The sequence below is a fragment of the Pseudomonas sp. JQ170C genome, assembly GCF_035581345.1.
In the GTDB taxonomy this organism is placed as follows: Bacteria; Pseudomonadota; Gammaproteobacteria; order Pseudomonadales; family Pseudomonadaceae; genus Aquipseudomonas.
In genome coordinates, this window is sequence record NZ_CP141608.1 from 5,474,154 (window position 1) to 5,495,856 (window position 21,703).

18 protein-coding genes and 1 tRNA gene are annotated in these 21,703 nt (G+C 61.5%); 13 read left to right on the forward strand and 6 right to left on the reverse strand.

All coding sequences use genetic code 11. The features are described from left to right. Window positions 1-23 precede the first annotated feature (23 nt). The gene (locus tag U9R80_RS25050) at window positions 24-1,241 is read left to right on the forward strand and encodes a multifunctional CCA addition/repair protein (protein WP_301842173.1); all 1,218 of its coding nucleotides are present in this window, start codon (window positions 24-26) and stop codon (window positions 1,239-1,241) included. A gap of 54 nt (window positions 1,242-1,295) precedes the next feature. Here U9R80_RS25050 and folK read toward each other — a convergent pair whose 3' ends face one another. Continuing rightward, complete coding sequence (gene folK, locus U9R80_RS25055) at window positions 1,296-1,805, reverse strand: 2-amino-4-hydroxy-6-hydroxymethyldihydropteridine diphosphokinase (protein WP_301842174.1); 510 nt, start codon at window positions 1,803-1,805, stop codon at window positions 1,296-1,298. Beyond that, complete coding sequence (gene folB / locus U9R80_RS25060; protein WP_301842175.1) at window positions 1,796-2,149, reverse strand: dihydroneopterin aldolase; 354 nt, start codon at window positions 2,147-2,149, stop codon at window positions 1,796-1,798. The genes folK and folB overlap by 10 nt, the downstream gene beginning before the upstream one ends. A 74-nt stretch (window positions 2,150-2,223) precedes the next feature. Here folB and plsY point away from each other — a divergent pair, with 74 nt between their 5' ends. Continuing rightward, window positions 2,224-2,793 (forward strand): glycerol-3-phosphate 1-O-acyltransferase PlsY, encoded by a 570-nt coding sequence (gene plsY / locus U9R80_RS25065; RefSeq protein WP_301842176.1) that lies wholly within the window; start codon window positions 2,224-2,226, stop codon window positions 2,791-2,793. A 23-nt stretch (window positions 2,794-2,816) separates the two neighbouring features. Here plsY and tsaD read toward each other — a convergent pair whose 3' ends face one another. Further along, complete coding sequence (gene tsaD / locus U9R80_RS25070) at window positions 2,817-3,842, reverse strand: tRNA (adenosine(37)-N6)-threonylcarbamoyltransferase complex transferase subunit TsaD (RefSeq protein ID WP_301842177.1); 1,026 nt, start codon at window positions 3,840-3,842, stop codon at window positions 2,817-2,819. A 202-nt stretch (window positions 3,843-4,044) separates the two neighbouring features. Between tsaD and rpsU the strand changes: the two genes are divergently transcribed. The 5 genes from rpsU to U9R80_RS25095 all read left to right on the forward strand — a co-directional run bounded on the left by rpsU (window position 4,045) and on the right by U9R80_RS25095 (window position 12,417). Further along, a complete protein-coding gene (gene rpsU / locus U9R80_RS25075) occupies window positions 4,045-4,260 on the forward strand; it encodes a 30S ribosomal protein S21 (RefSeq protein ID WP_002551877.1) in 216 nt (71 codons plus the stop codon). Between the two features lie 303 nt (window positions 4,261-4,563). Next, window positions 4,564-6,534, forward strand: coding sequence for a DNA primase (gene dnaG, locus U9R80_RS25080; RefSeq protein WP_301842178.1), 1,971 nt, complete (start codon window positions 4,564-4,566; stop codon window positions 6,532-6,534). A 67-nt stretch (window positions 6,535-6,601) separates the two neighbouring features. Next, on the forward strand, window positions 6,602-8,452 hold the full coding sequence (rpoD, locus tag U9R80_RS25085; RefSeq protein WP_301842179.1) for an RNA polymerase sigma factor RpoD: 1,851 nt from the start codon (window positions 6,602-6,604) through the stop codon (window positions 8,450-8,452). Window positions 8,453-8,580: 128 nt separating this feature from the next. Then, window positions 8,581-12,327, forward strand: coding sequence for a bifunctional diguanylate cyclase/phosphodiesterase (locus U9R80_RS25090; RefSeq protein ID WP_301842180.1), 3,747 nt, complete (start codon window positions 8,581-8,583; stop codon window positions 12,325-12,327). A gap of 13 nt (window positions 12,328-12,340) precedes the next feature. Beyond that, window positions 12,341-12,417: transfer RNA gene (locus U9R80_RS25095), tRNA-Ile, on the forward strand. 64 nt (window positions 12,418-12,481) lie between these two features. Here U9R80_RS25095 and U9R80_RS25100 read toward each other — a convergent pair. Continuing rightward, window positions 12,482-12,643: a hypothetical protein gene (locus U9R80_RS25100; RefSeq protein ID WP_301842182.1), complete on the reverse strand. Its 162-nt coding sequence runs from the start codon at window positions 12,641-12,643 to the stop codon at window positions 12,482-12,484. A 71-nt stretch (window positions 12,644-12,714) separates the two neighbouring features. After that, window positions 12,715-13,368 carry a glycosyltransferase family 25 protein gene (locus U9R80_RS25105; protein ID WP_301842183.1) on the reverse strand — a complete coding sequence of 218 codons (654 nt, stop codon included), beginning with the start codon at window positions 13,366-13,368 and terminating at the stop codon, window positions 12,715-12,717. 283 nt (window positions 13,369-13,651) lie between these two features. Between U9R80_RS25105 and U9R80_RS25110 the strand changes: the two genes are divergently transcribed. Further along, complete coding sequence (locus tag U9R80_RS25110; protein ID WP_301842184.1) at window positions 13,652-14,293, forward strand: lipopolysaccharide biosynthesis protein; 642 nt, start codon at window positions 13,652-13,654, stop codon at window positions 14,291-14,293. On the opposite strand, the gene U9R80_RS25115 is transcribed toward U9R80_RS25110, so the two are convergent. Then, complete coding sequence (locus U9R80_RS25115) at window positions 14,281-15,090, reverse strand: AraC family transcriptional regulator (protein ID WP_301842185.1); 810 nt, start codon at window positions 15,088-15,090, stop codon at window positions 14,281-14,283. The two genes, U9R80_RS25110 and U9R80_RS25115, sit on opposite strands and share 13 nt — an antisense overlap. Window positions 15,091-15,176: 86 nt before the next feature. Here U9R80_RS25115 and panB point away from each other — a divergent pair, with 86 nt between their 5' ends. The 5 genes from panB (at window position 15,177) to pqqF (ending at window position 21,651) form a co-directional block, all read left to right on the forward strand. Further along, complete coding sequence (panB, locus tag U9R80_RS25120) at window positions 15,177-15,995, forward strand: 3-methyl-2-oxobutanoate hydroxymethyltransferase (protein WP_301842186.1); 819 nt, start codon at window positions 15,177-15,179, stop codon at window positions 15,993-15,995. Window positions 15,996-16,068: 73 nt separating this feature from the next. Further along, complete coding sequence (locus U9R80_RS25125; RefSeq protein WP_028942170.1) at window positions 16,069-16,527, forward strand: Lrp/AsnC family transcriptional regulator; 459 nt, start codon at window positions 16,069-16,071, stop codon at window positions 16,525-16,527. A 225-nt stretch (window positions 16,528-16,752) separates the two neighbouring features. Next, window positions 16,753-18,435: a flavin monoamine oxidase family protein gene (locus U9R80_RS25130; protein ID WP_301842187.1), complete on the forward strand. Its 1,683-nt coding sequence runs from the start codon at window positions 16,753-16,755 to the stop codon at window positions 18,433-18,435. A 13-nt stretch (window positions 18,436-18,448) separates the two neighbouring features. Next, entirely contained in the window at window positions 18,449-19,246 is a 798-nt protein-coding gene (locus U9R80_RS25135; RefSeq protein WP_301842188.1) for a carbon-nitrogen hydrolase family protein, read from the forward strand. Between the two features lie 38 nt (window positions 19,247-19,284). After that, window positions 19,285-21,651 (forward strand): pyrroloquinoline quinone biosynthesis protein PqqF, encoded by a 2,367-nt coding sequence (gene pqqF / locus U9R80_RS25140; protein ID WP_301842189.1) that lies wholly within the window; start codon window positions 19,285-19,287, stop codon window positions 21,649-21,651. Window positions 21,652-21,703 lie beyond the last annotated feature (52 nt).

Sequence of the window (21,703 nt, forward strand, 5' to 3'; positions counted from 1 at the left end):
TGTGGCATCAACGGAGGTTTTTCATGCAGATCTACAAAGTCGGGGGCGCCGTACGCGATCGCCTGCTCGGCCGTCCGGTCAGTGATATCGACTGGGTCGTGGTCGGTGCCACGGCTGAACAAATGCAGGCGCTGGGCTTCAGGCCGGTGGGGGCTGATTTCCCGGTATTCCTTCATCCCAAAAGCGGTGAGGAATATGCCCTGGCCCGCACCGAACGCAAGAGCGGGCGCGGCTATGGCGGCTTCACTTTCCACGCAAGCCCCGAGGTGACGCTCGAAGAAGACCTGATTCGCCGCGACCTGACCATCAATGCCATGGCCGAAGATGAGCACGGCAACGTCAGCGACCCGTATCACGGCAAAAAAGATCTAGAATCCCGCATCTTGCGCCATGTATCCCCGGCATTCGCCGAAGATCCCCTTCGCGTCCTTCGTGTCGCCCGCTTTGCCGCACGCTATGCCAGCCTGGGTTTTCGCGTAGCCCCGGAAACCATCGACTTGATGCGTCAGCTCAGCGAGTCCGGAGAACTCCAGGCGCTCACCGCCGAGCGCAGCTGGAAGGAGATTGCCCGCGCGCTGATGGAAGATCACCCCCAGGTGTTCATCCAGGTGCTGCGCGAGTGTGATGCCCTAAAGGAACTGCTACCGGAAGTCGATGCGCTGTTCGGTGTGCCACAACCCGCCATTCACCACCCGGAGATCGACAGCGGCATCCATACCCTCTCGGTTCTTGAGCAGGCCGCCCTGCATCAACAACCCCTGACGGTGCGCTGGGCTTGTCTGTTACATGACCTGGGCAAGGGCACAACACCGGAGACGCAATGGCCACGACACATTGCCCATGAGCATCGTGGCTTGCAGTTGATCGAGGCCGTCAACCAACGCTTCAAGGTGCCGCGGGATTGCCAGGAACTGGCGATGCTGGTGGGTGAGTTCCACACCCACTGTCACCGGGCACTGGAACTCAAGGCCTCGACACTGCTTGAACTGCTGCAGCGTTTCGATGTGTACCGTCGGCCTCAGCGTTTCGAGGAGTTTATTTGCGCTTGCGAGATGGACGCACGGGGCCGCAAGGGACTGGAGCAAAGAGATTATCCACAGGCGGACTACTTGCGCGGCGCAGCGGCAGCGGCGCGGGCCGTGCAGGTGCAGCCACTGGTGCAGCAAGGGCTGACCGGCCAGGCGCTGGGAGAGGCGCTCAAGGGCGAGCGGCTGAAGGCCCTGAAGACCTACAAAGGGTAATAAACATCGCGGGGCAAGCCGGCTTCTGCAGGAGCCGGCTTGTCCCGCGCTTGCTCAAATATTGGTCAACTGCTGCCCGCGCCACTCGAACGGTACGGGAGCCAGCACTTGCGCTATCTGAGCCTCGGCCCACAGCTGGGCCATGGCCTTCCCCACCCCCGAATGCACCAATTGCGGCGCAATCAATGACAGCGGCCAAAGCACGAATGCATTCTTGAGGATCTCGGCACGGGGCAGGACCAATCCGTCGAAGCTGCCACACAGGTCGTTGTACATCAGCACGTCGATATCCAGCGGCAGGCCTTTGCGCTCGGGCGCATAACGGCCATTGTCCGCCTCAATGAACTTGAGCCGGCGATCCAGTTCCATCAACGGCAGGTCGGTCAGCCCTGTGACCACCAGGTTGAAGAATGGACCACTCTTGATACCCACCGCCTGACTCTCGAACACCGCTGAACAACGCATGTCCTGAAGAAACCCGGCCAGTGCATCAAGGCCCGCACACAGATGCCGCTCACGCTCGACATTGCTGCCAAGGCCAAGGTAAACCCTGTTCAGAGACATCCGCGCTCGATCTCCACGCCCACGCCGGTGGCTGCCGACACGGCGCCGGGCTTGGTCAGCTTCAGGTGCAGCCAAGGAATCTGGAATTCGCTCATCAGCACGGCCGCCAAACGCTCGGCGAAGGTTTCAACCAACTGGAACTGAGCCTCTTCGGCAAACGCCTGAATACGTGCCGACACACTGGCATAGTCCAGCGCCAAGGTCAGGTCGTCACCCGCCGCAGCCGGGCGGTTGTCCCAGGCAAAACGCAGGTCCAGACGCAGGCACTGGCGAATACCGCGCTCCCAGTCATAGGCACCGATCACGGTATCAACTTCCAGGCCTTCGATGAACACTCTGTCCAAGCACTTCTCTCCACTGCACGACAAGGGCGACTGGCGCCGTTAGAATCAGGGCGTCCTCGCCCGGAATAGTTAGCATGTTTTGGTTACTGGCACTGCTCGCCTACCTGCTCGGCTCGCTGTCCTTTGCCATCGTCCTGAGCCGCCTCAATGGCAGCCCGGACCCACGCATGAGCGGTTCAGGCAATGCCGGTGCAACCAACATGCTGCGCTTGGCCGGTCGCAAACTGGCGGTCCTGACCTTGCTTGGCGACCTGTGCAAGGGGCTTGTGCCCGTGCTGGTCGCCAGTGTTGCCGGCCTCGACTTGCAACAACAAGCCTGGATTGGCTTGTGCGCAGTGGTCGGGCACCTGTTCCCGATCTACTTCTGCTTTCGCGGCGGCAAAGGCGTCGCCACCGCCGCGGGCATGCTGCTGGGGCTTTACCCGCCAGCGGCACTGCTGGCCATCAGCGCCTGGCTGTTGACCTTCTACCTGACCCGCACCAGCTCCCTGGCGGCGCTGATCGCCACTCCGCTGACCCTGCCATTGCTGGCCTGGCGCGAACCAGAAGCACTACTGCCGATCAGCGTACTGACCGTGCTGATCGTCTGGCGTCACCGCGGCAATCTACGCGACCTCTTTGCCGGCCGCGAACGACATTTCTGAAGTCGCCGCATGAATGCCGCTCATCACAGCGGCGACAACTGCTCCATCGGCCAGCGCGCCTGCACACTGATAGCCAGGCTCTCCTGCTGCCCCGCCGCCAGGCGCTGACAACCGGCATAAGCGATCATTGCACCATTGTCGGTGCAAAACTGGGGGCGTGCGTAGTACACATTCCCCTTGATGCCCGCGAGCATATCTTCCAGCGAAGCGCGTAGCGCCGTGTTGGCACTCACGCCACCTGCGATTACCAGGCGCTTGAGGCCGGTTTGTTTCAGGGCACGCTTGCACTTGATGGTCAAAGTCTCCACCACCGCCTGCTGGAAGGCCAGCGACACGTCGCAACGGGTTTGCTCGCCGTCGTCTCCAGCTTTCTGGCACTGCTGCCAGGTGTTCAGGGCGAAGGTTTTCAAGCCGCTGAAGCTGAAGTCCAGGCCCGGGCGATCGGTCATCGGCCGGGGGAACACAAAGCGTCCAGGCACGCCCTGGGTCGCCAGACGAGCGATTTCCGGGCCACCTGGATAGTTGAGCCCCATCAGCTTGGCGGTCTTGTCGAAGGCCTCGCCAGCGGCATCATCAAGAGACTCCCCCAGCAACTCGTACCGACCGATACCATCCACTCGCACCAACTGGGTGTGCCCACCGGATACCAGCAAGGCGACGAACGGGAATTCTGGAGGTTGCTCCTCGAGCATCGGCGCCAGCAGATGGCCTTCCATGTGGTGCACGCCCAACGCTGGAATACCCCAGGCAAAAGCTAGCGCCTGGGCGCACGAAGCACCGACCAGCAGGGCGCCGACCAGCCCTGGACCTGCGGTGTAGGCAATGGCGTCGATCTCGGTGGCGACGCAGTCGGCCTCGGCCAGGACCTGGCGGATCAACGGCAGCATTCGCTTGACGTGATCGCGGGAGGCGAGCTCTGGCACAACACCGCCATAGACGCGGTGCAGGTCGATTTGACTGAACAATGCATCGGCCAAAAGACCGCGTTCACTGTCGTATAATGCGACGCCGGTTTCGTCGCAGGATGTTTCCAATCCCAGTACTAGCATGGGTCTGCGCCTTGTGGAGGCTGAATTTGAAGCCGCGCATGATAGTCCCCACTCCGGGTGCCGACCAGCGGTTTTCGATCAGAGGCTTTGCATTCCGGCTGGCTAAGGGTTAACATCCGCAACCCTTAAAAACCGACGTTCTCCAGTGCACAGTTTTGCCACGAGTTCGTTGACCCCCGGTAATGAATGAAGGTAGCTCTGGATGCCAGCCGTCAAAGTTAAAGAGAATGAACCCTTCGACGTAGCTCTGCGTCGTTTCAAGCGCTCCTGCGAAAAAGCCGGTGTTCTGGCTGAAGTTCGTAGCCGCGAATTTTACGAGAAGCCGACTTCTGAGCGTAAGCGCAAAGCAGCAGCCGCTGTTAAACGTCACGCCAAGAAAGTTCAGCGCGAACAGCGCCGCGCCGTTCGTCTGTACTAATACAGACGCCCGTCGCAAGCTTCTGCCTCGCCCGGCCCAAAGCCGGGCTGCCGGCAGTAGTTGCTTGAACCTTTGGCCTTCGTGCCCGAGGCGTCCCGTTTGTTAAAACGCGGACAACCTGCCTGAATCGTCAGAACTGGCCTCAACGCCAGCTGTGCACGTCATTACTGACGAGCCTTTACCGGCTACCGACGAGCACGACTTTCCTACTTTTGTGTTACGCCATTCGACATCGCTCGAACGCGAAGCCGTCCCTGCAGCATTAGCGATTACACTGGTTTATCGCCTGATGATGAGAGCGCCATGGCCGGGCTGATTCCCCAAAGTTTCATTGACGACCTTCTCAACCGTACCGACATCGTCGATGTGGTGAGTTCGCGCGTGCAACTGAAAAAAGCCGGCAAGAACCTCACCGCCTGCTGCCCGTTCCACAAAGAAAAAACCCCGTCTTTCAGTGTCAGCCCCGACAAGCAGTTCTACTACTGCTTTGGTTGCGGCGCAGGCGGCAACGCCCTTGGCTTCATCATGGACCACGACAACCTGGACTTCCCCCAGGCCGTCGAGGAACTGGCCAAGGCTGCTGGCATGGAAGTGCCACGCGAAGAAGGCGGACGCGGGCAAAAGCCCCGCCAACCCACGGACTCGCCGCTTTACCCGCTACTGGAAGCCGCCGCCGAATATTATCGCCAGGCGCTGAAAAGCCACCCTACCCGTCGCTCGGCCGTTGAATACCTCAAGGGCCGCGGGCTGTCCGGCGAGATCGCTCGCGATTTCGGCCTGGGCTATGCACCACCGGGCTGGGACAACCTGTTCAAGCACCTGAGCAGTGACACCCTGCAACAGAAGGCCATGATTGATGCCGGCCTGCTGATCGAGAACGCCGAGAGCGGCAAGCGCTACGATCGCTTTCGCGACCGCGTGATGTTCCCGATTCGCGACAGCCGCGGTCGTGTCATCGCATTTGGCGGCCGAGTGCTGGGCGACGACAAGCCCAAGTACCTGAACTCCCCGGAAACCCCGGTTTTCCACAAGGGCCAGGAACTGTACGGGCTGTACGAAGCACGCAAGTTCAACCGCAACCTTGATGAAATCATCGTGGTCGAAGGCTACATGGACGTTATTGCGCTGGCCCAGCAAGGCTTGCGCAACGCGGTAGCAACCCTGGGCACGGCCACCAGCGAAGAGCACCTGAAGCGCCTGTTTCGCGTGGTGCCCAGCGTACTGTTCTGCTTCGATGGCGACCAGGCAGGCCGCAATGCCGCCTGGCGCGCCCTGGAGTCTACGCTCTCGAGCCTGCAGGACGGCCGCAAGGCGCGCTTCCTGTTCCTGCCCGAAGGCGAGGACCCGGATACCCTGATCCGCACGGAAGGCACCGATGCCTTCCGCGCCCGGATCAACCAGCACGCCCAACCCCTGGCCGACTACTTTTTCCAGCAGTTGACCGAAGAGGCCGACCCGCGATCGCTCGAGGGCAAGGCCCACATGGCCACCCTCGCGGCACCGTTGATCGAAAAAGTACCCGGTGCCAACCTGCGCGCCCTGATGCGCAATCGCCTCAAGGAAATCACCGGCCTCGACAACCAGCAAGTCGAGCAACTGAGCCACAACGCGCCTGCCGAAGCACCGCCCAGTTATGACCCAGGCATCGACTACGATGCCATCCCCGACTACACCCCGGACTACGGTGACTTTCACCAGCCCGACTACGCGCCACCGCAACAGCAGTGGACACCGAACAAGGGTGGCAAGAAGAAATGGGAAGGAAAGCCCTGGGACAAGAAAGGCAAGCCCTGGGATCGCAACGGCCAACGCCAGGATGCACCACCCCGGATACCGACTTCGGTGGAACCCCCGACCTTGAGCGCTTTGCGCACCCTGCTGCACCATCCGCAGCTGGCTAAAAAAGTCGAGGATGCTGGCCACTTCGCGGCCGAAGAACACGTCTACGCTCAGTTGCTGGTAGCCCTGCTCGAGGCCCTGCAAAAGAATCCTGAGCTACGCTCACTACAGTTGATCGCCCGCTGGCATGGCACCGAACAGGGTCGTTTGTTGCGGGCATTGGCGGAAAAGGAATGGCTGATCGATGCCGACAACCTTGAACAACAGTTTTTCGACACCATAACTAGCTTGTCCGCTCGCCAACGCGAGCGAAGCCTGGAACATCTGCTCAGGAAAGCACGTCAAAGTGAGTTGAGCGCAGAGGAAAAAAATCAGCTGCGCGACCTGCTAAGCCGGAATGTTCCCGCACAAACCCCGACCTCAACTGGCGCGTGAGGTCCTAGCTCGGGTATAATCCTCGGCTTGTTTTTTGCCCGCCAAGACCTTCAGTGGATAGGGTGTTATGTCCGGAAAAGCGCAACAGCAGTCTCGCATCAAAGAGTTGATCACCCGCGGTCGTGAGCAGGGTTACCTGACTTACGCGGAGGTCAACGACCACCTGCCAGAGGATATTTCAGATCCGGAGCAGGTGGAAGACATCATCCGCATGATCAACGACATGGGGATCAACGTATTCGAGAGTGCTCCGGATGCGGATGCCCTTTTGTTGGCCGAAGCCGACACCGACGAAGCCGCAGCTGAAGAAGCCGCTGCTGCGTTGGCGGCTGTGGAAACCGATATCGGTCGCACGACAGACCCAGTGCGCATGTACATGCGTGAAATGGGTACCGTCGAGCTGTTGACCCGCGAAGGCGAAATCGAAATCGCCAAGCGTATCGAAGAAGGTATCCGTGAAGTCATGGGCGCTATCGCTCATTTCCCCGGTACCGTCGAACACATTCTGTCCGAGTACGATCGCGTCACCACCGAAGGTGGCCGCCTGTCCGACGTCCTGAGCGGTTATATCGACCCGGACGACGGCATCGCGCCACCGGCCGAAGTGCCGCCGCCGATCGACCCGAAAGCACCGGCCAAGGCCGATGCCGACGACGATGAAGACGAAGAGAAAGAAGGCGCCGAGGAAGAGGAAGAGGCCGAAAGCGGTCCCGATCCTGAAGTTGCTCGTCAGCGTTTCGGTGCAGTTCAGGACCAACTGAACGCCACCCTCAAAGTCTTGAAGAAGAACGGCCGCAGCCACAAGGACAGCATCAAGGCGATGCTCGACCTGGCTGAGCTGTTCATGCCGATCAAGCTGGTGCCCAAGCAGTTCGAAGGCCTGGTCGAGCGCGTACGTAGCGCCCTTGATCGCCTGCGTCAGCAAGAGCGCGCGATCATGCAGCTGTGCGTACGTGATGCACGTATGCCTCGCGCCGACTTCCTGCGTCTGTTCCCGAGCAACGAAACCGACCAGACCTGGAGCGGTGACCTCGCCAAGCGCAGCACCAAATGGGCTGCGGCCCTGGGTGAGAAGGACGCTGCAATCGTCGCTTGCCAGCAGAAGCTGATCGACCTTGAGAACGAGACTGGCCTGACCATCGCCGAGATCAAGGACATCAACCGTCGCATGTCGATCGGTGAAGCCAAGGCTCGTCGCGCCAAGAAAGAGATGGTCGAGGCCAACCTGCGTCTGGTTATCTCGATCGCCAAGAAGTACACCAACCGCGGCCTGCAGTTCCTCGACCTGATCCAGGAAGGCAACATCGGCCTGATGAAGGCGGTGGACAAGTTCGAATACCGTCGCGGCTACAAGTTCTCGACCTATGCCACCTGGTGGATTCGCCAGGCAATCACCCGTTCGATTGCCGACCAGGCCCGCACCATCCGTATTCCGGTGCACATGATCGAGACGATCAACAAGCTCAACCGTATTTCCCGGCAGATGCTGCAGGAAATGGGTCGCGAACCGACCCCGGAAGAGCTGGGCGAACGCATGGAAATGCCTGAGGACAAGATCCGCAAGGTACTGAAGATCGCCAAAGAGCCGATCTCCATGGAAACGCCGATCGGTGACGACGAAGATTCGCACCTGGGTGACTTCATCGAAGACTCGACCATGCAGTCGCCAATCGATGTCGCCACGGTCGAAAGCCTCAAGGAAGCGACCCGTGACGTGCTCTCCGGTCTGACCGCACGCGAAGCCAAAGTGCTGCGCATGCGATTCGGTATCGACATGAACACCGATCACACCCTCGAAGAGGTCGGCAAACAGTTTGATGTGACCCGTGAACGGATCCGTCAGATCGAAGCCAAGGCGCTGCGCAAGCTGCGCCACCCGACGCGAAGCGAGCATCTGCGCTCCTTCCTCGACGAGTGATGACAAACCCCGGCCCAGGCCGGGGTTTTTCTTTAGTGCCGTAGAAAACTTTAAGACTTTCGCCACTACCCCGCTGGCGAAATGCCCGTCTACACTCGAATGCAACCCACATGTGTGACGAGGCCGCTATGCCCAGAATGCCGGCCCTTCTGTTGTTGCTCCAATTACTCTGGAGCGCAGCGGCCGGCGCCCTGCCCCTGACAGACGATGAACAAGCCTGGCTCAGCGCCCACCCACAGCTGCGCCTGGGCGTCGACGCATCCTGGCCACCGTTCGAGTTCCGTGACCAGGAGGGCCGCTACCAGGGATTGGCCGCCGATTACATTGCTTTGATGCAAGACCGACTGGGCATCACGTTCAAGCCGGTCGGCGAACAGACCAGTTGGACCGCCGTCCTGGAACAGGCACGCCAGAACAAACTGGACGTGCTGCCCGGGATCATGTCGACCCCCGAACGCCAGGGCTTTCTCGCCTTCACCCGCCCCTACCTGGACTTTCCGATTGTCATCCTCGCCCACAAGGGAGGCGCACAACCCCGCACTATCAAGGACCTGTACGGCCTGAAGATTGCCGTCGTGGAAAACTACGCGCCCCACGAGCTGCTGCGCACCCACCACCCCGACTTGAACCTGGTCGCCATGCGCAATGTCAGCTCGACCTTGCAGGCGTTGGCCACCGACGAAGTCGATGCCGTGGTCGGCGATCTCGCTTCGAGCGTCTGGAGCCTGCGCCAGCTCAAGCTAGAAGGCATGTATGTCAGCGGTGAAACGCCCTATCGCTATCAACTGGCCATGGCGGTACCGCAAGAGCAGAAAATCCTGGTCGGCATCCTCGACAAGGTCATCGCCGACATGAGCGCCGCTGAGATCAGCGATATTCAAGAGCGCTGGGTCGGCAAGGTATTGGACCATCGCACGGTCTGGTACGACCTGCTCATCTACGGGCTTCCCGCTGTACTGCTACTGGTGGCGATCCTGGCGGTGATGATGCGGGTCAACCGACGCCTGAGCTCGGAAATTTCTCGCCGCGTTGCCCTGGAACAGGAGCTGCGCAGCAGCGAATACCACTACCGCGGCCTGGTCGAAAGCCTCTCGGCGATTGCCTGGGAAGCCGACGCCAACGACTTCACCTACAACTATGTTTCTCCCCATGCCGAAGACCTGCTGGGCTACCCATTGAGCCACTGGCTGCGCCCGGGCTTCTGGCGCAGCATCATCCACCCCGACGATGCCCTCTGGGCCCAGGCCTTCTGCGACAGCGAAACCGCCGCCGGGCGCGATCACAGCCTCGATTACCGGGTGATCTGCGCCGATGGCCGCAGCCTCTGGGTGCGTGACATCGTCAGCCTGATCGAACATGGGCACAAACCTGTGATGCGCGGGCTGATGATCGACATCAGCGAAACCAAGAACGCCGAAGAAGCCCTGCGCCTGTCGGAGCAGAAGTTTGTCTCGGTGTTCCAGCAATGCCCGGACATCCTGCTGATCGCCCGCCTCAGCGACGGCTGCTTGCTGGAAGTCAACGAGGCCTTCGAGGAGCAGATTGGCCTGGACGCCGACAGCGTCGTTGGCCGTACCACTACCGAACTGAATATCTGGGGAATCGACGGTATCGGCCCAACACTGCTTGAACGGTTGCAGTCCGGCAGCATCCGCAACCTGGAGACACTCTTCCGACGCAGCAACGGCCAACTGTTCACCGGCCTCATCTCAGCCGAAACCATAGAGCTCGACAGCACCCCGGCGCTGGTCGTGGCGGTACGCGACATCAGCCAACTGAAGGAAACCCAGGAGCAGCTGCGCACCTCGGAAGAGAAATTTGCCAAGGCCTTCCATGCCTCCCCTGATGGCCTGCTGCTGTCCCGGCAAAGCGACGGCCTGCTGATCGAAGTCAACGAGGGCTTCTGCCGCCTGACGGGGTTCGACAGCCATACTTCGCTGGACCAGACCTCACTGGACCTGGGTATGTGGGTGGACCTGAACGAGCGGCGACGCCTGCTGCAGATGATCAAAAGAGATGGCTTCGTGCGCGACTTCAGTTGCCATATCCGCCGCAGTGACGGGCAGATCCGCCTCTGTGAACTGTCGGCCCGCCCCCTGCCGATTGCCGGTGTCGACTGCATGCTGACCATCGCCCGGGACATCACCGAACGCCACCTGATGCAGGAAAAACTGCAATTGGCCGCCACGGTATTCGAGAACACCGCTGAAGGCGTACTGATCACTGACACCGACCAGCGCATCAGCGCAGTCAACCGCGCATTCAGCGAAATCACCGGCTACAACGAATTTGAAGCCCTGGGCCAAACGCCGCGCCTGCTTGCCTCCGGCCAGCACGACAGCGCGTTCTTCGCGGCCATGTGGCACCAGCTGACCGCGGAGGGCCATTGGCAAGGCGAAATCTACAACCGACGTAAAAGCGGCGAGCTCTACCCCAGCTGGCTGACCATCAGTGCCGTGCGCAACTGCAACCGGGTCATTACCCACTTCGTCGCCGTGTTCGCCGACATTTCCAGCCTCAAGCACGCCCAGGCCAAGCTGGACTACCAGGCCCACCACGACCCGCTCACTGGCCTGCCCAACCGCACCCTATTCGAGAACCGCCTGCAGGCTGCGCTCACTTGCCCCCAGGCCTCCCGCCGCCAAGGCGCGGTGCTGTTCCTGGACCTGGACCGTTTCAAACATATCAACGACAGCCTTGGTCATCCGGTGGGCGACCTGCTGCTCAAGGGCATCGCCCAGCGCCTCAAGGAGCAAGTGCGTGACATCGACACCGTGGCGCGCCTGGGTGGTGACGAGTTCATCATTCTGCTCCCCGGCCTGCACCAGCCCGGCGATGCCAGCCTCATCGCCAACAAGCTGCTGGCCTGCTTCAGTGCCCCGTTCCAGGCGGGAGAACACGAGTTCTTCACCAGTGCCAGTATCGGCACCAGCCTGTACCCACAGGACGGCACCGATGTCGCCTCACTGATTCGCAATGCCGACGCCGCCATGTACCGTTCCAAGGCCAAGGGCCGCAACCGGGTCGAGTCCTACACCCGCGACCTGACCGCCCAGGCCAGCGAACGCATCGCCCTGGAGCATGAGCTGCGGCGCGCCATAGAGCGCAACGAACTGAGCCTGAGCTACCAGCCCAAATTCAGCCTGAAAACCCAGAGCCTGGTGGGTGCCGAAGCGTTGATCCGCTGGAAGCACCCCCTGCTTGGCGAAGTGCCGCCGGAACACTTTATCGGCCTGGCCGAAGAGAACGGCATGATCCTGCAGCTGGGCGACTGGGTGCTGGAACAGGCCTGCCGGCAGATGCAAGACTGGAAGAAAAACTACCTGGCCTTCGGTCCCCTCTCCGTCAACCTCGCCGGTGCCCAACTGCGCCAGACAAGCCTGGTCAAACGCATCGAACATCTGCTCAAAACCCATCACCTGAAGGCCGGCGACCTGCAACTGGAAATCACCGAGAACTTCATCATGAGCCAGGCAGAAGAAGCCCTGGCCATTCTTCACCAACTCAAGCAGTTGGGCGTGCAACTGGCGATTGACGACTTTGGCACTGGTTACTCGTCGTTGAGCTACCTCAAGCGACTGCCCCTGGACATCCTCAAGATCGACCAATCCTTCATCCGCGGGCTGCCTGATGACCCCCATGATGTGGCCATTGCCCGGGCGATCATCGCCCTGGGGCGCAGCATGCAACTGACCATCATTGCCGAAGGCGTGGAAACCCAAGCTCAACAACGCTTCCTGGCCGCCGAAGGGTGCGAACAGATACAGGGCTACATCGTCAGCCTGCCCGTGTCGGCCGACGATTTCGCCGCAACGTTTCTACGCATAGCACTTTCGGATCTTTCGGATGGCACAGGCAGGAAACCCTCGTTATAATCCGCGACCACTGGGGCCTATAGCTCAGTTGGTTAGAGCAGAGGACTCATAATCCTTTGGTCCACGGTTCAAGTCCGTGTGGGCCCACCAAATAAAAAACCGCGCAATGCGCGGTTTTTTTATGCCTGTATCAGGGCAAGGTGTCTGGTTTCTATCAGCGACGCGGCCCCTGGCGCTTGAGCTTTTCCACTACCCAGTCCCCCACAATCAACGGCACCCAAACCAGCGGCACCAGCACCAGGCTGAACGCTGCCAGCGCGCTGAGCACGACGTTTTTCACTGATTGAAGAACGCGAACGGCCTTATCCTGACTCATCTCGACTCCAGAGCATGGGTACCCGCACGGCATCCCTTGCGCCGGCAACTCCAGACTCTAGTTCGATTCCCTCAGAAACGCACTCGCAATACGGTGCGCCAGAAGTTCTTCAGCGGCGAAATGCGATGTTTATCCCAGTTGCGCTGCCAGAACGCATCCTCGTTTCGGACCACGCTTTCGATATCGCTGCCGGTAGCTGAAGCCGCGTGTTGGCGAAACAGCATGGGGAATGCGCAGTGCTGTTTGATCCGCTGCTTGAACACGACATCCACGGGGGTTCCGTCGTAAGGCGTCTGGGCCAGGATGCGGCAGCCTTCGGGCGAAAGGATGTAGGCGTGAAGCGCCACCACGCGGCCACGGGCGATGTACGGGAACCAGGTGAGCCAGGTTTTGCCCATGCTGTACCCCAGATGCAACGCCTCGAACTTGCGCGTGCGGATAAAGCGGTTGATCCAACGGACCGGCGTCGCCTTGAGCGTATAGGCTTTGACGTCATCCTCGAAAATCAGCACGCGCTGCAGGCCCAGGTCCAGCGCCTTCTGCGCCAGTGCCTGGTGTGACTCATAACAACCCTTTACCGGGTCATCGCAACGCTCGGCCAAGTGAAAGGTCACCGGATTTCCAATCAGGCTGCCAACGGTCTGGTTGAACAGCTCCCGTCGGTCGTGCCGCTCTTTGAGGGAAATGCAGTAAACGGCATCTACATCGAACTCGATCTTGCTCACCACACACTTCCTTTGAACACTAACCGCTCGCCCGTGTGGCATAGCCGAAAAAACGCGATTTTACGCACCCCCGACTGCCATTACAAAGCCACTAATCAGCGCCCCCCTCGTGGCGGAACCGTTTTTATGCGATCTGGGTCAAACGTATTAACTGAACGTTGACGCAAGGTTCACCGTGCACAACTTCGAGGACTGTCGGAACATCCGCTCGGGCGCAGTCTTTATCATCGCCTCGGGCCAATCTGCGAAGGACTTTCCCATCGAGGACTTCAGTGACGTCCCCATGATCACCATGAACGGCGCCATCTCCCTGTTCATGGACACGCCGGTAAGACCGTTCTTCTACACCTGCACCGACACTCACTTTTCTGTTCAGCAACCGGAGCTGTTTGCCGAGGCCTTGCAGCGCAGTGAGCGAGTTGCGCTCTGGGAACATCACTTTCGATCCCTTGAAGTCGAGACCAACGCAGAGGTGTACTTCCTGAAAAAAGCGCCCAAGGCGCACCTGATGGATCTGATGTTCAAGAAAGACCCGGAACTGATCCGCTACCGATCGCTTGCAGGCTGTAGCAAGAAAGCCGGGTTCAGCAAGAACTTGCAGCGCGGCTTTTTCGATGCGCGCACAGTGGCTTACCTGGCCTTGCAGATTGCCTATCATGCCGGTTTCAGCAAGGTGTTCCTGGTGGGTGTAGACCTCAATCAGAACCTGCCCAGGTTCTATGAGCATCAGGGTATGGAGCGCTCTCCCTGTGGCCTGGACCAACATTTCGAGTCACGCATATTGCCGTCATTCAACCTGGTGGCCACCTCGGTCATCGATGAGCGATTTGCTGTTTACAACCTCTCCCCCGACTCGCGCATTCCACGCAGCGTCATTCCCTACAAGACCCTGGACGAGGTGAAAGCGCTGGTTCACGCCGGTTGAACTGCCCCCAACCGCGAGGCGTATAAACCCGGTGTCACGCCATAGTGGCGGGCGAACAAAGCGATGAATGCCGACACCGAGTCATACCCCAGCTCATTGGCGAGGGTCGTGACACTCATGCCTTGCGCCAGCAACGGTAACGCTGCCAGCAAACGCAGGCGTTGACGCCACTCCCGAAACGACAGCTGTGTCTGCGCCTGGAACAACCGCACCAGCGTACGCCGCGAAGCCCCCACCCACTGCGCCCAGTCTTCGATACTGCGGTTGTCTGCAGGGTTGGCCTGCAGGGCTTCGGCGATCCTGCGCAAGCGCGGGTCACTCGGCAGGGGTAAGCCAAAAGGGGCCTCGGGCAGTTCGCGCAATTCGTCGACCAGCACCTGCAACAGCCGCGCCTGCCGGCCCTGGGCGGGACAGTCGGCGGAAAATTGGTTGGCCTTCTCGATCAGCTCACGTACCAGCGGTGTCACCTGCATTACGCCGCAGGGGCGCTGATAGCCGTTGAGCAGGGAATCATCCAGGTACAACCCCCGAAACTCGATGGTCTGCCCGCTGTAGGCGGTGTGCCGGACCCCGGCCGGAATCCACAGCGCGCACTGTGGCGGCAGCAGATAACTGTGGTGTTCGGTCAGCACCTGCATGATGCCTTCGCTGGCATAGGTGAACTGCACCCAGGGATGGCTGTGCATCTCGACCCGATGGCCTGCGGGAATGGCAAACATGCGTCGGTAAACAGGCCCCGGCAGTTGCTGGAAATCCGGAACGGGGGGCACATCCGGGATTTGGCTCGCTTGCGGCATTGCCTGTCTCCTTTGCTCAAGTGAGCCGACAAAGACCGATGTTAGCCTGCGCCCGCACTCGTTGAACAACCCCTTTGGAGAACCCCATGAGCAGCCATGTGCAAGCAAACCGAACGAGCATTCCTGCAATCGAGCAGCGCAAAGGTGCCGGCGCGCTGGTAGTGCTGACCGCCTACAGCACACCCATGGCTCGCTGGGTGGACGCCGCGGCCGATGTGATCATCGTCGGCGACTCGGTGGGCATGGTGCTGTATGGCATGCCCAGCACCCTGGGCGTGACCCTGGACATGATGATCGCCCATGGCCAGGCCGTGATGCGGGGTGCCCAGCGCGCTTGCGTGGTCATCGACCTGCCGTTCGGCAGCTATCAGGCGTCGCCCGAGCAGGCTTTTACCAGCGCCTCGCGCGTGCTGCGGGAAACCGGCGCCCAAGGCGTCAAGCTTGAAGGCGGGGAAGAAATGGCTGAAACGGTGGCCTTCCTTGTTCGCCGTGGCATCCCGGTGATGGCCCATGTCGGGCTGATGCCCCAGCAGGTCAACAGCCTGGGCGGGTTCAAGGCCCAAGGCCGGGATGAGTCCAGCGCCGCCAAGGTCCGCCGGGATGCACAGGCCATGCAGGCCGCCGGCGCCTTCTCGATAGTGCTCGAAGGCATCGCCGAGCCCGTGGCACGACAGCTGAGTGAAGAGTTGCGCATTCCCACCATCGGTATCGGTGCATCTGCAGCCTGTGACGGGCAGGTATTGGTGACCGAAGACTTGCTGGGCCTGTTCAGCGACTACCAACCGCGCTTCGTCAGACGCTTTGCCGACCTGCAAGGGCAGATCATCCAGGCCCTGGACAACTACGCCCAGGCGGTACGCGACGGCAGTTTTCCCGCGGCGCAGCATTGCTTCAAGGCCCACTGACCGCAGGCGCCTTGCTGGGCGGTAGGTGGAGTGGATAGGCTATCGCGCTTATTCCGTGTGCCAGAGAGTGCCCATGTCCGACAGCCGCCCCGTCGCCCTCGATGAAATCGACCGCCAGCTGATCTCGCTGCTGCAGATCAACGCCCGCGAAAGCGTCGCCATGCTCGCCCGCCAACTGGGCATCGCCCGCACGACCGTCACCTCGCGCCTGGCGCGCCTGGAAAAGACCAAGGTCATCAGCGGCTACGGCGTGCGCCTGGGCCAGCGCGTGATGGATGGCGGCCTGCAGGCGTATGTCGGCATCACCGTGCAGCCGCGCTCCGGCAAGGACGTGGTGCGCCGCCTGAGCGCCATGGGACAGATCCAGCAACTGTGTGCGGTCAGTGGCGAGTTCGACTACGTAGCCTGGCTGCGCAGCGACTCCCCCGAACAACTGGACCAGTTGCTCGACCAGATCGGCAGCGTCGAGGGCGTGGAAAAAACCACGACCTCCATCATCCTCAGCAGCAAAGTCGACCGCGGCCACCTGTAGGAGCGGGCTTGCCCCGCGAGCCGGTGTAACTGACAGAACGCTATCGCGGGGCAAGCCCGCTCCTACTGCCGTCATTTTGATTTATATATTCGTCATATCGACCACAGATAGATCAAATAGACGACACTCTGCATCTTAATTACGTAATCCCCGCCCTCTAAACTGACCGCCAGCGTTTTCCTATACTCAAGCTCCGCACCCCGCGCAGCCCTGGCAAGGTCCCCCATGAACAAGAACAATCGCCACCCCGCCGACGGCAAGCAACCCATCACCATCTTCGGCCCGGACTTTCCGTTCGCCTTTGACGACTGGATCGAGCATCCGGCGGGCCTGGGCAGTATTCCGAGCGAACGCCACGGCGAAGAAGTGGCGATTGTCGGCGCCGGTATCGCCGGCCTGGTGGCCGCCTACGAACTGATGAAGCTGGGCCTCAAGCCGGTGGTGTACGAAGCCTCGAAGATGGGCGGGCGCCTGCGCTCCCAGGCCTTTGAAGGCACCGACGGGATCATCGCCGAACTGGGCGGCATGCGCTTTCCGGTGTCGTCCACGGCCTTCTACCACTACGTGGACAAGCTGGGCCTGGAAACCAAACCCTTCCCCAACCCACTGACCCCGGCATCGGGCAGCACGGTCATTGACCTGGAAGGCCAGACCCACTACGCCGAAAAACTCGCCGACCTGCCCAAGCTGTTTCAGGAAGTAGCCGACGCCTGGGCCGATGCCCTGGAAGACGGTGCCCGCTTCGGCGATATCCAGCAGGCCATTCGCGACCGCGATGTGCCGCGCCTCAAAGCGCTGTGGGACACCCTGGTCCCACTGTGGGACGACCGCACCTTCTACGATTTTGTCGCCACCTCCAAGGCCTTCGCCAAGCTCAGCTTCCTGCACCGGGAAGTCTTCGGCCAGGTGGGCTTCGGCACCGGCGGCTGGGATTCGGATTTCCCCAACTCGATGCTGGAAATCTTCCGCGTGGTGATGACCAATTGCGACGATCACCAGCACCTGGTGGTGGGGGGGGTCGAGCAGGTGCCCCTGGGCATCTGGCGCCATGTGCCCGAGCGTTGCGCCCACTGGCCGGCAGGCACCAGCCTCAGTTCGTTGCACCGTGGCGCGCCGCGCCCGGGGGTCAAGAGCATCGCCCGCGATGCCGACGGGCGACTGGCTGTCACCGACAACTGGGGCGATACCCGCCACTACGCCGCCGTACTCACGACCTGCCAGAGCTGGCTGCTGACCACCCAGATCGAATGTGAGGAATCGCTGTTCTCGCAGAAGATGTGGATGGCCCTGGATCGCACCCGCTACATGCAGTCGTCGAAAACCTTCGTGATGGTCGACCGCCCGTTCTGGAAGGACAAGGACCCGGAAACCGGCCGTGACCTGATGAGCATGACCCTGACCGACCGCCTGACCCGCGGCACCTATCTGTTCGACAACGGCGACGACAAGCCGGGCGTGATCTGCCTGTCATATTCGTGGATGAGCGACGCCCTGAAAATGCTCCCGCACCCGGTGGAAAAGCGCGTGAAGCTGGCCCTGGATGCCCTGAAGAAGATCTACCCGAAAGTCGACATCGCCGGGCACATCATTGGCGACCCGATCACCGTGTCGTGGGAAGCCGACCCGCATTTCCTTGGCGCCTTCAAAGGTGCCCTGCCCGGCCACTACCGCTACAACCAGCGCATGTACGCCCACTTCATGCAACAGGACCTGCCCGCCGAACAACGCGGCATTTTCATCGCCGGTGACGATGTGTCCTGGACCCCGGCCTGGGTCGAAGGGGCCGTGCAAACGTCGCTCAATGCGGTGTGGGGTATCATGACTCACTTCGGGGGTCATACCCATCCAGACAACCCGGGCCCAGGCGATGTGTTCCACGAGATCGGCCCCATCGCCCTGGCCGACTGAACGGAGAATCGTCATGCGCATCGGCCTGTATCAAGGTGCCCCACAGCCACTGGATGTACCGGGAAATCTCGAGCGCCTGCACCAGCAGGCGCAGCTGGCCGCCGCGCGCGGGGTCGAGCTGCTGGTCTGCCCGGAAATGTTCCTGACCGGCTACAACATCGGCAGTGAAGCGGTGGCGCGCCTGGCCGAGGCCGACGATGGGCCTTCGGCGATGGCCGTGGTAGAGATTGCCCAGAGCAACCGCATCGCCATCGCCTACGGCTACCCCGAACTTGCCGATGACGGCCGGGTCTACAACGCCGTGCAGTTGATCGACGCCCACGGCAGCAGCCTGTGCAACTACCGCAAGACCCACCTGTTCGGTGGCCTGGACCGGGCGATGTTCAGCCCCGGTCCCGACCACTTCCCGGTGGTGGAACTCAACGGCTGGCGCCTGGGCATGCTGATCTGCTACGACATCGAGTTCCCGGAAAATGCCCGGCGCCTGGCCCTGGCCGGTGCCGAACTGATCCTGGTGCCAACGGCGAACATGGTGCCCTACGACTTCGTTGCCCAGGTCACCGTGCGCGCCCGCGCCTACGAGAACCAGTGCTACCTGGTCTACGCCAACTACTGCGGTGCCGAAGACGAAATCCACTACTGCGGGCAAAGCAGCATCATCGGCCCCGACGGCAGCATTCTGGCCATGGCCGGTCGCGACACTGCCCTGCTGCAGGCCGACCTCGAGCTGCAACGGGTACACGAAGGCCGCGCCAGCACGCCTTACCTGCACGACCTGCGGCCGGAGCTCTACGCGCCGCGCCACGGATAATCCGCTAGCATGACGGTTCGTGCTGCAACGGAACCGTCATGCCCACCTCCCTTCGACATCTCACCCTCGACAATGGCCTGCAGGTCACCCTGCGCCATGCGCCGCAGCTAAAGCGCTGTGCCGCGGCAATGCGGGTCATGGCAGGCAGTCATGACGCGCCACGCGCCTATGCCGGCCTCGCACACTTTCTTGAACACCTGCTGTTTCTCGGCAACGAGCGCTTCGGCCTCGATGACGGCCTGATGCGCTACGTGCAACGCCATGGCGGCCAGGTGAATGCCAGCACCCGCGAGCGCACCACCGATTACTTTTTCGAGGTGCCCCAGGCGGCATTTGCCGGGGGGCTGGAGCGCTTGTGCGAGATGCTGGCCCGGCCCTCGTTCGAGCTGCAAGCCCAGGCGCGTGAACGCGAAGTCATCCATGCCGAGTTCATCGCCTGGTCACGCAATGCCCAGGCTCAGGCGCAGTTCGCACTTTTGCAGGCCGTTTCCAAGCGCCATCCCTTGAGCGGTTTCCAGGCGGGAAACCGCTACAGCCTGCCGATCCACAGTGCCGATTTTCAGGCAGCGCTGCAGGGCTTTCACCAGCGCTACTACCAAGCCGGTCAGATGACCTTGAGCCTGTGCGGGCCGCAAAGCCTCGACGCGCTGGAAACAATGGCGACCCGCGTAGCAAGCCAGCTAGCGGCAGGTCAGAAAGTGCTTCAGCAACCGCCACCGCCGCTTGTCGACCCAGTACTGGAGGCGACGCTGAACGGGGCTCAATTGGAGCTGTTGCAGGCCGTGGAGAATCTGCCCGCCGGCACGGAGCAGGCCATCGACTTTCTCACCACCTGGCTGACCGATACCCGGCCCGGCGGCGTACTCGCAGCACTGCGCGAACGCGGCTGGGCACACGCCGTTGAATGCTCGGCGCTGTACTGCTTTGCCGGCCAGGCGCTGCTGCACACGCGCCTGACGCTCAGCGATGTGGCCATCGCCGATGATGCCAAAGCCTTGCTGAACGACTGGCTAAGGTTTTTCCGTGACGCCGACTGGGCCGCGCTGAATGAAGAATATGCGGGGCTGCAGCGCTGCCGTGCCCAGGCCGCGACAGCGCTCGACCTCGCCCGCCGCGACAGCACCGCGCAACCCTATTGCGCACTCACCGAGCAAGGCCGAACAGCCTTGCGCGCCTTGCTCGACACACTGCTGCAAAACACCTCGCCACCGAGCCACGAAGCATGGCAACTGCCCGCCCCCGAACCGCTGCTCAACCCGCAACGTCCCGACACCACCGCGTGCACGCCAACCGTGGGTTTGACCTGGAGTCCGATACTGCCTTCCGTGCGCCAGCATGGCGTGGTGTACCTGCGCTGGCAGCTCACGTCGGCCCTGCGCGAGCCTTTGTGGCATGTCCTCGACCGCGCCTTGCAGCCGCTGCGCGAGCGTGCGGCCAGGGCTGCGGTGCAACTGCAGTTCGACACCACTGGCGAGTTCTGGCAACTGCGCTGCGCGGGAGTGCCGGCGGCCGTCATTGTGGTGATCCAGGAAGTGATGGCCGTGCTGCCCCTGCCTCAGGCCAGCAGTTGGCTCACCGAGGCAATCGCCGAGCCTGATTCGATGCCGATCCGTGCCTTGATCAAGCAACTGCCGGAGCAGCTCGTTAGCCAGCATCAGGGGCCTTTACCCGCCTGTGCACTCAGCCAAAGCGATCTGGATGCCTTGTGGACACACGCCACTTGGCAGGCCCTGGCTACCGGCTTCGATGAACTCATGCAACAGGCGCTCAATCGTGTGTTGCAGGCAGTCCCCGGACAGCCGGGTGCGCAGCGTGCCGTGACCGTCGCTCCCGTTCGCCGCTGGCAGATGCTGCCGCCGCCTGCCAGTGAGCAGGCACTGCTGCTGCTCTGCCCGGTACCGGCGAGCGACGAAGCCTGCGCGCGGCTACTGGCGCAGCAGGTCCAGGGCCCGTTCTACCAGCGCCTGCGCGTCGACCTGCAATTGGGTTATGCCGTGTTCAGCGCCTTCCGTCAGGTGCACGGCTGCAGTGGCCTGCTGTTTGGCGTGCAGTCTCCCAGCGCCAGCCATGCGCAGATCCTCGGCCATATCGAGGCCTTTCTCGCCGCGCTGCCTGCGAAACTGAACTGCACAGCCGAGACTCGTCAGGCCCTGGCCGAGCAATGGGAAGAAGCCACGATGAGCAATAACGAGGTGGCCGAGTGGGCCTGGCAGGCGCATCTGGCGGGGCAGCCGGGCGCACGACTGGAGGATTTGCAGGCGGCCATACTCGCCACCGGTGAAGACCAACTGCAGCGATTGGCCGCGGACTTGCAGCAAGCCACTGGCGGTTGGCTATGCCTGGCCAATGGTCCCGCGCCCACCCGGGACTGGCACACCAACCGCTCATTATTACCGAACATGTAACAGCGTTTATCGCAGGTTTAACCATTCAGTCCGTATTTTTTAGTAAGATAGC

Bases quoted from the DNA above. Each gene is read 5' to 3' on its own strand.
- U9R80_RS25050 (WP_301842173.1), top strand. From the start codon at position 24: ATGCAGATCTACAAAGTCGGGGGCGCCGTACGCGATCGCCTGCTCGGC.
- folK (WP_301842174.1), bottom strand. From the start codon at position 1,805: ATGTCTCTGAACAGGGTTTACCTTGGCCTTGGCAGCAATGTCGAGCGT.
- plsY (WP_301842176.1), top strand. From the start codon at position 2,224: ATGTTTTGGTTACTGGCACTGCTCGCCTACCTGCTCGGCTCGCTGTCC.
- tsaD (WP_301842177.1), bottom strand. From the start codon at position 3,842: ATGCTAGTACTGGGATTGGAAACATCCTGCGACGAAACCGGCGTCGCA.
- rpsU (WP_002551877.1), top strand. From the start codon at position 4,045: ATGCCAGCCGTCAAAGTTAAAGAGAATGAACCCTTCGACGTAGCTCTG.
- dnaG (WP_301842178.1), top strand. From the start codon at position 4,564: ATGGCCGGGCTGATTCCCCAAAGTTTCATTGACGACCTTCTCAACCGT.
- rpoD (WP_301842179.1), top strand. From the start codon at position 6,602: ATGTCCGGAAAAGCGCAACAGCAGTCTCGCATCAAAGAGTTGATCACC.
- U9R80_RS25090 (WP_301842180.1), top strand. From the start codon at position 8,581: ATGCCCAGAATGCCGGCCCTTCTGTTGTTGCTCCAATTACTCTGGAGC.
- U9R80_RS25100 (WP_301842182.1), bottom strand. From the start codon at position 12,643: ATGAGTCAGGATAAGGCCGTTCGCGTTCTTCAATCAGTGAAAAACGTC.
- U9R80_RS25110 (WP_301842184.1), top strand. From the start codon at position 13,652: ATGATCACCATGAACGGCGCCATCTCCCTGTTCATGGACACGCCGGTA.
- U9R80_RS25115 (WP_301842185.1), bottom strand. From the start codon at position 15,090: ATGCCGCAAGCGAGCCAAATCCCGGATGTGCCCCCCGTTCCGGATTTC.
- panB (WP_301842186.1), top strand. From the start codon at position 15,177: ATGAGCAGCCATGTGCAAGCAAACCGAACGAGCATTCCTGCAATCGAG.
- U9R80_RS25125 (WP_028942170.1), top strand. From the start codon at position 16,069: ATGTCCGACAGCCGCCCCGTCGCCCTCGATGAAATCGACCGCCAGCTG.
- U9R80_RS25130 (WP_301842187.1), top strand. From the start codon at position 16,753: ATGAACAAGAACAATCGCCACCCCGCCGACGGCAAGCAACCCATCACC.
- U9R80_RS25135 (WP_301842188.1), top strand. From the start codon at position 18,449: ATGCGCATCGGCCTGTATCAAGGTGCCCCACAGCCACTGGATGTACCG.
- pqqF (WP_301842189.1), top strand. From the start codon at position 19,285: ATGCCCACCTCCCTTCGACATCTCACCCTCGACAATGGCCTGCAGGTC.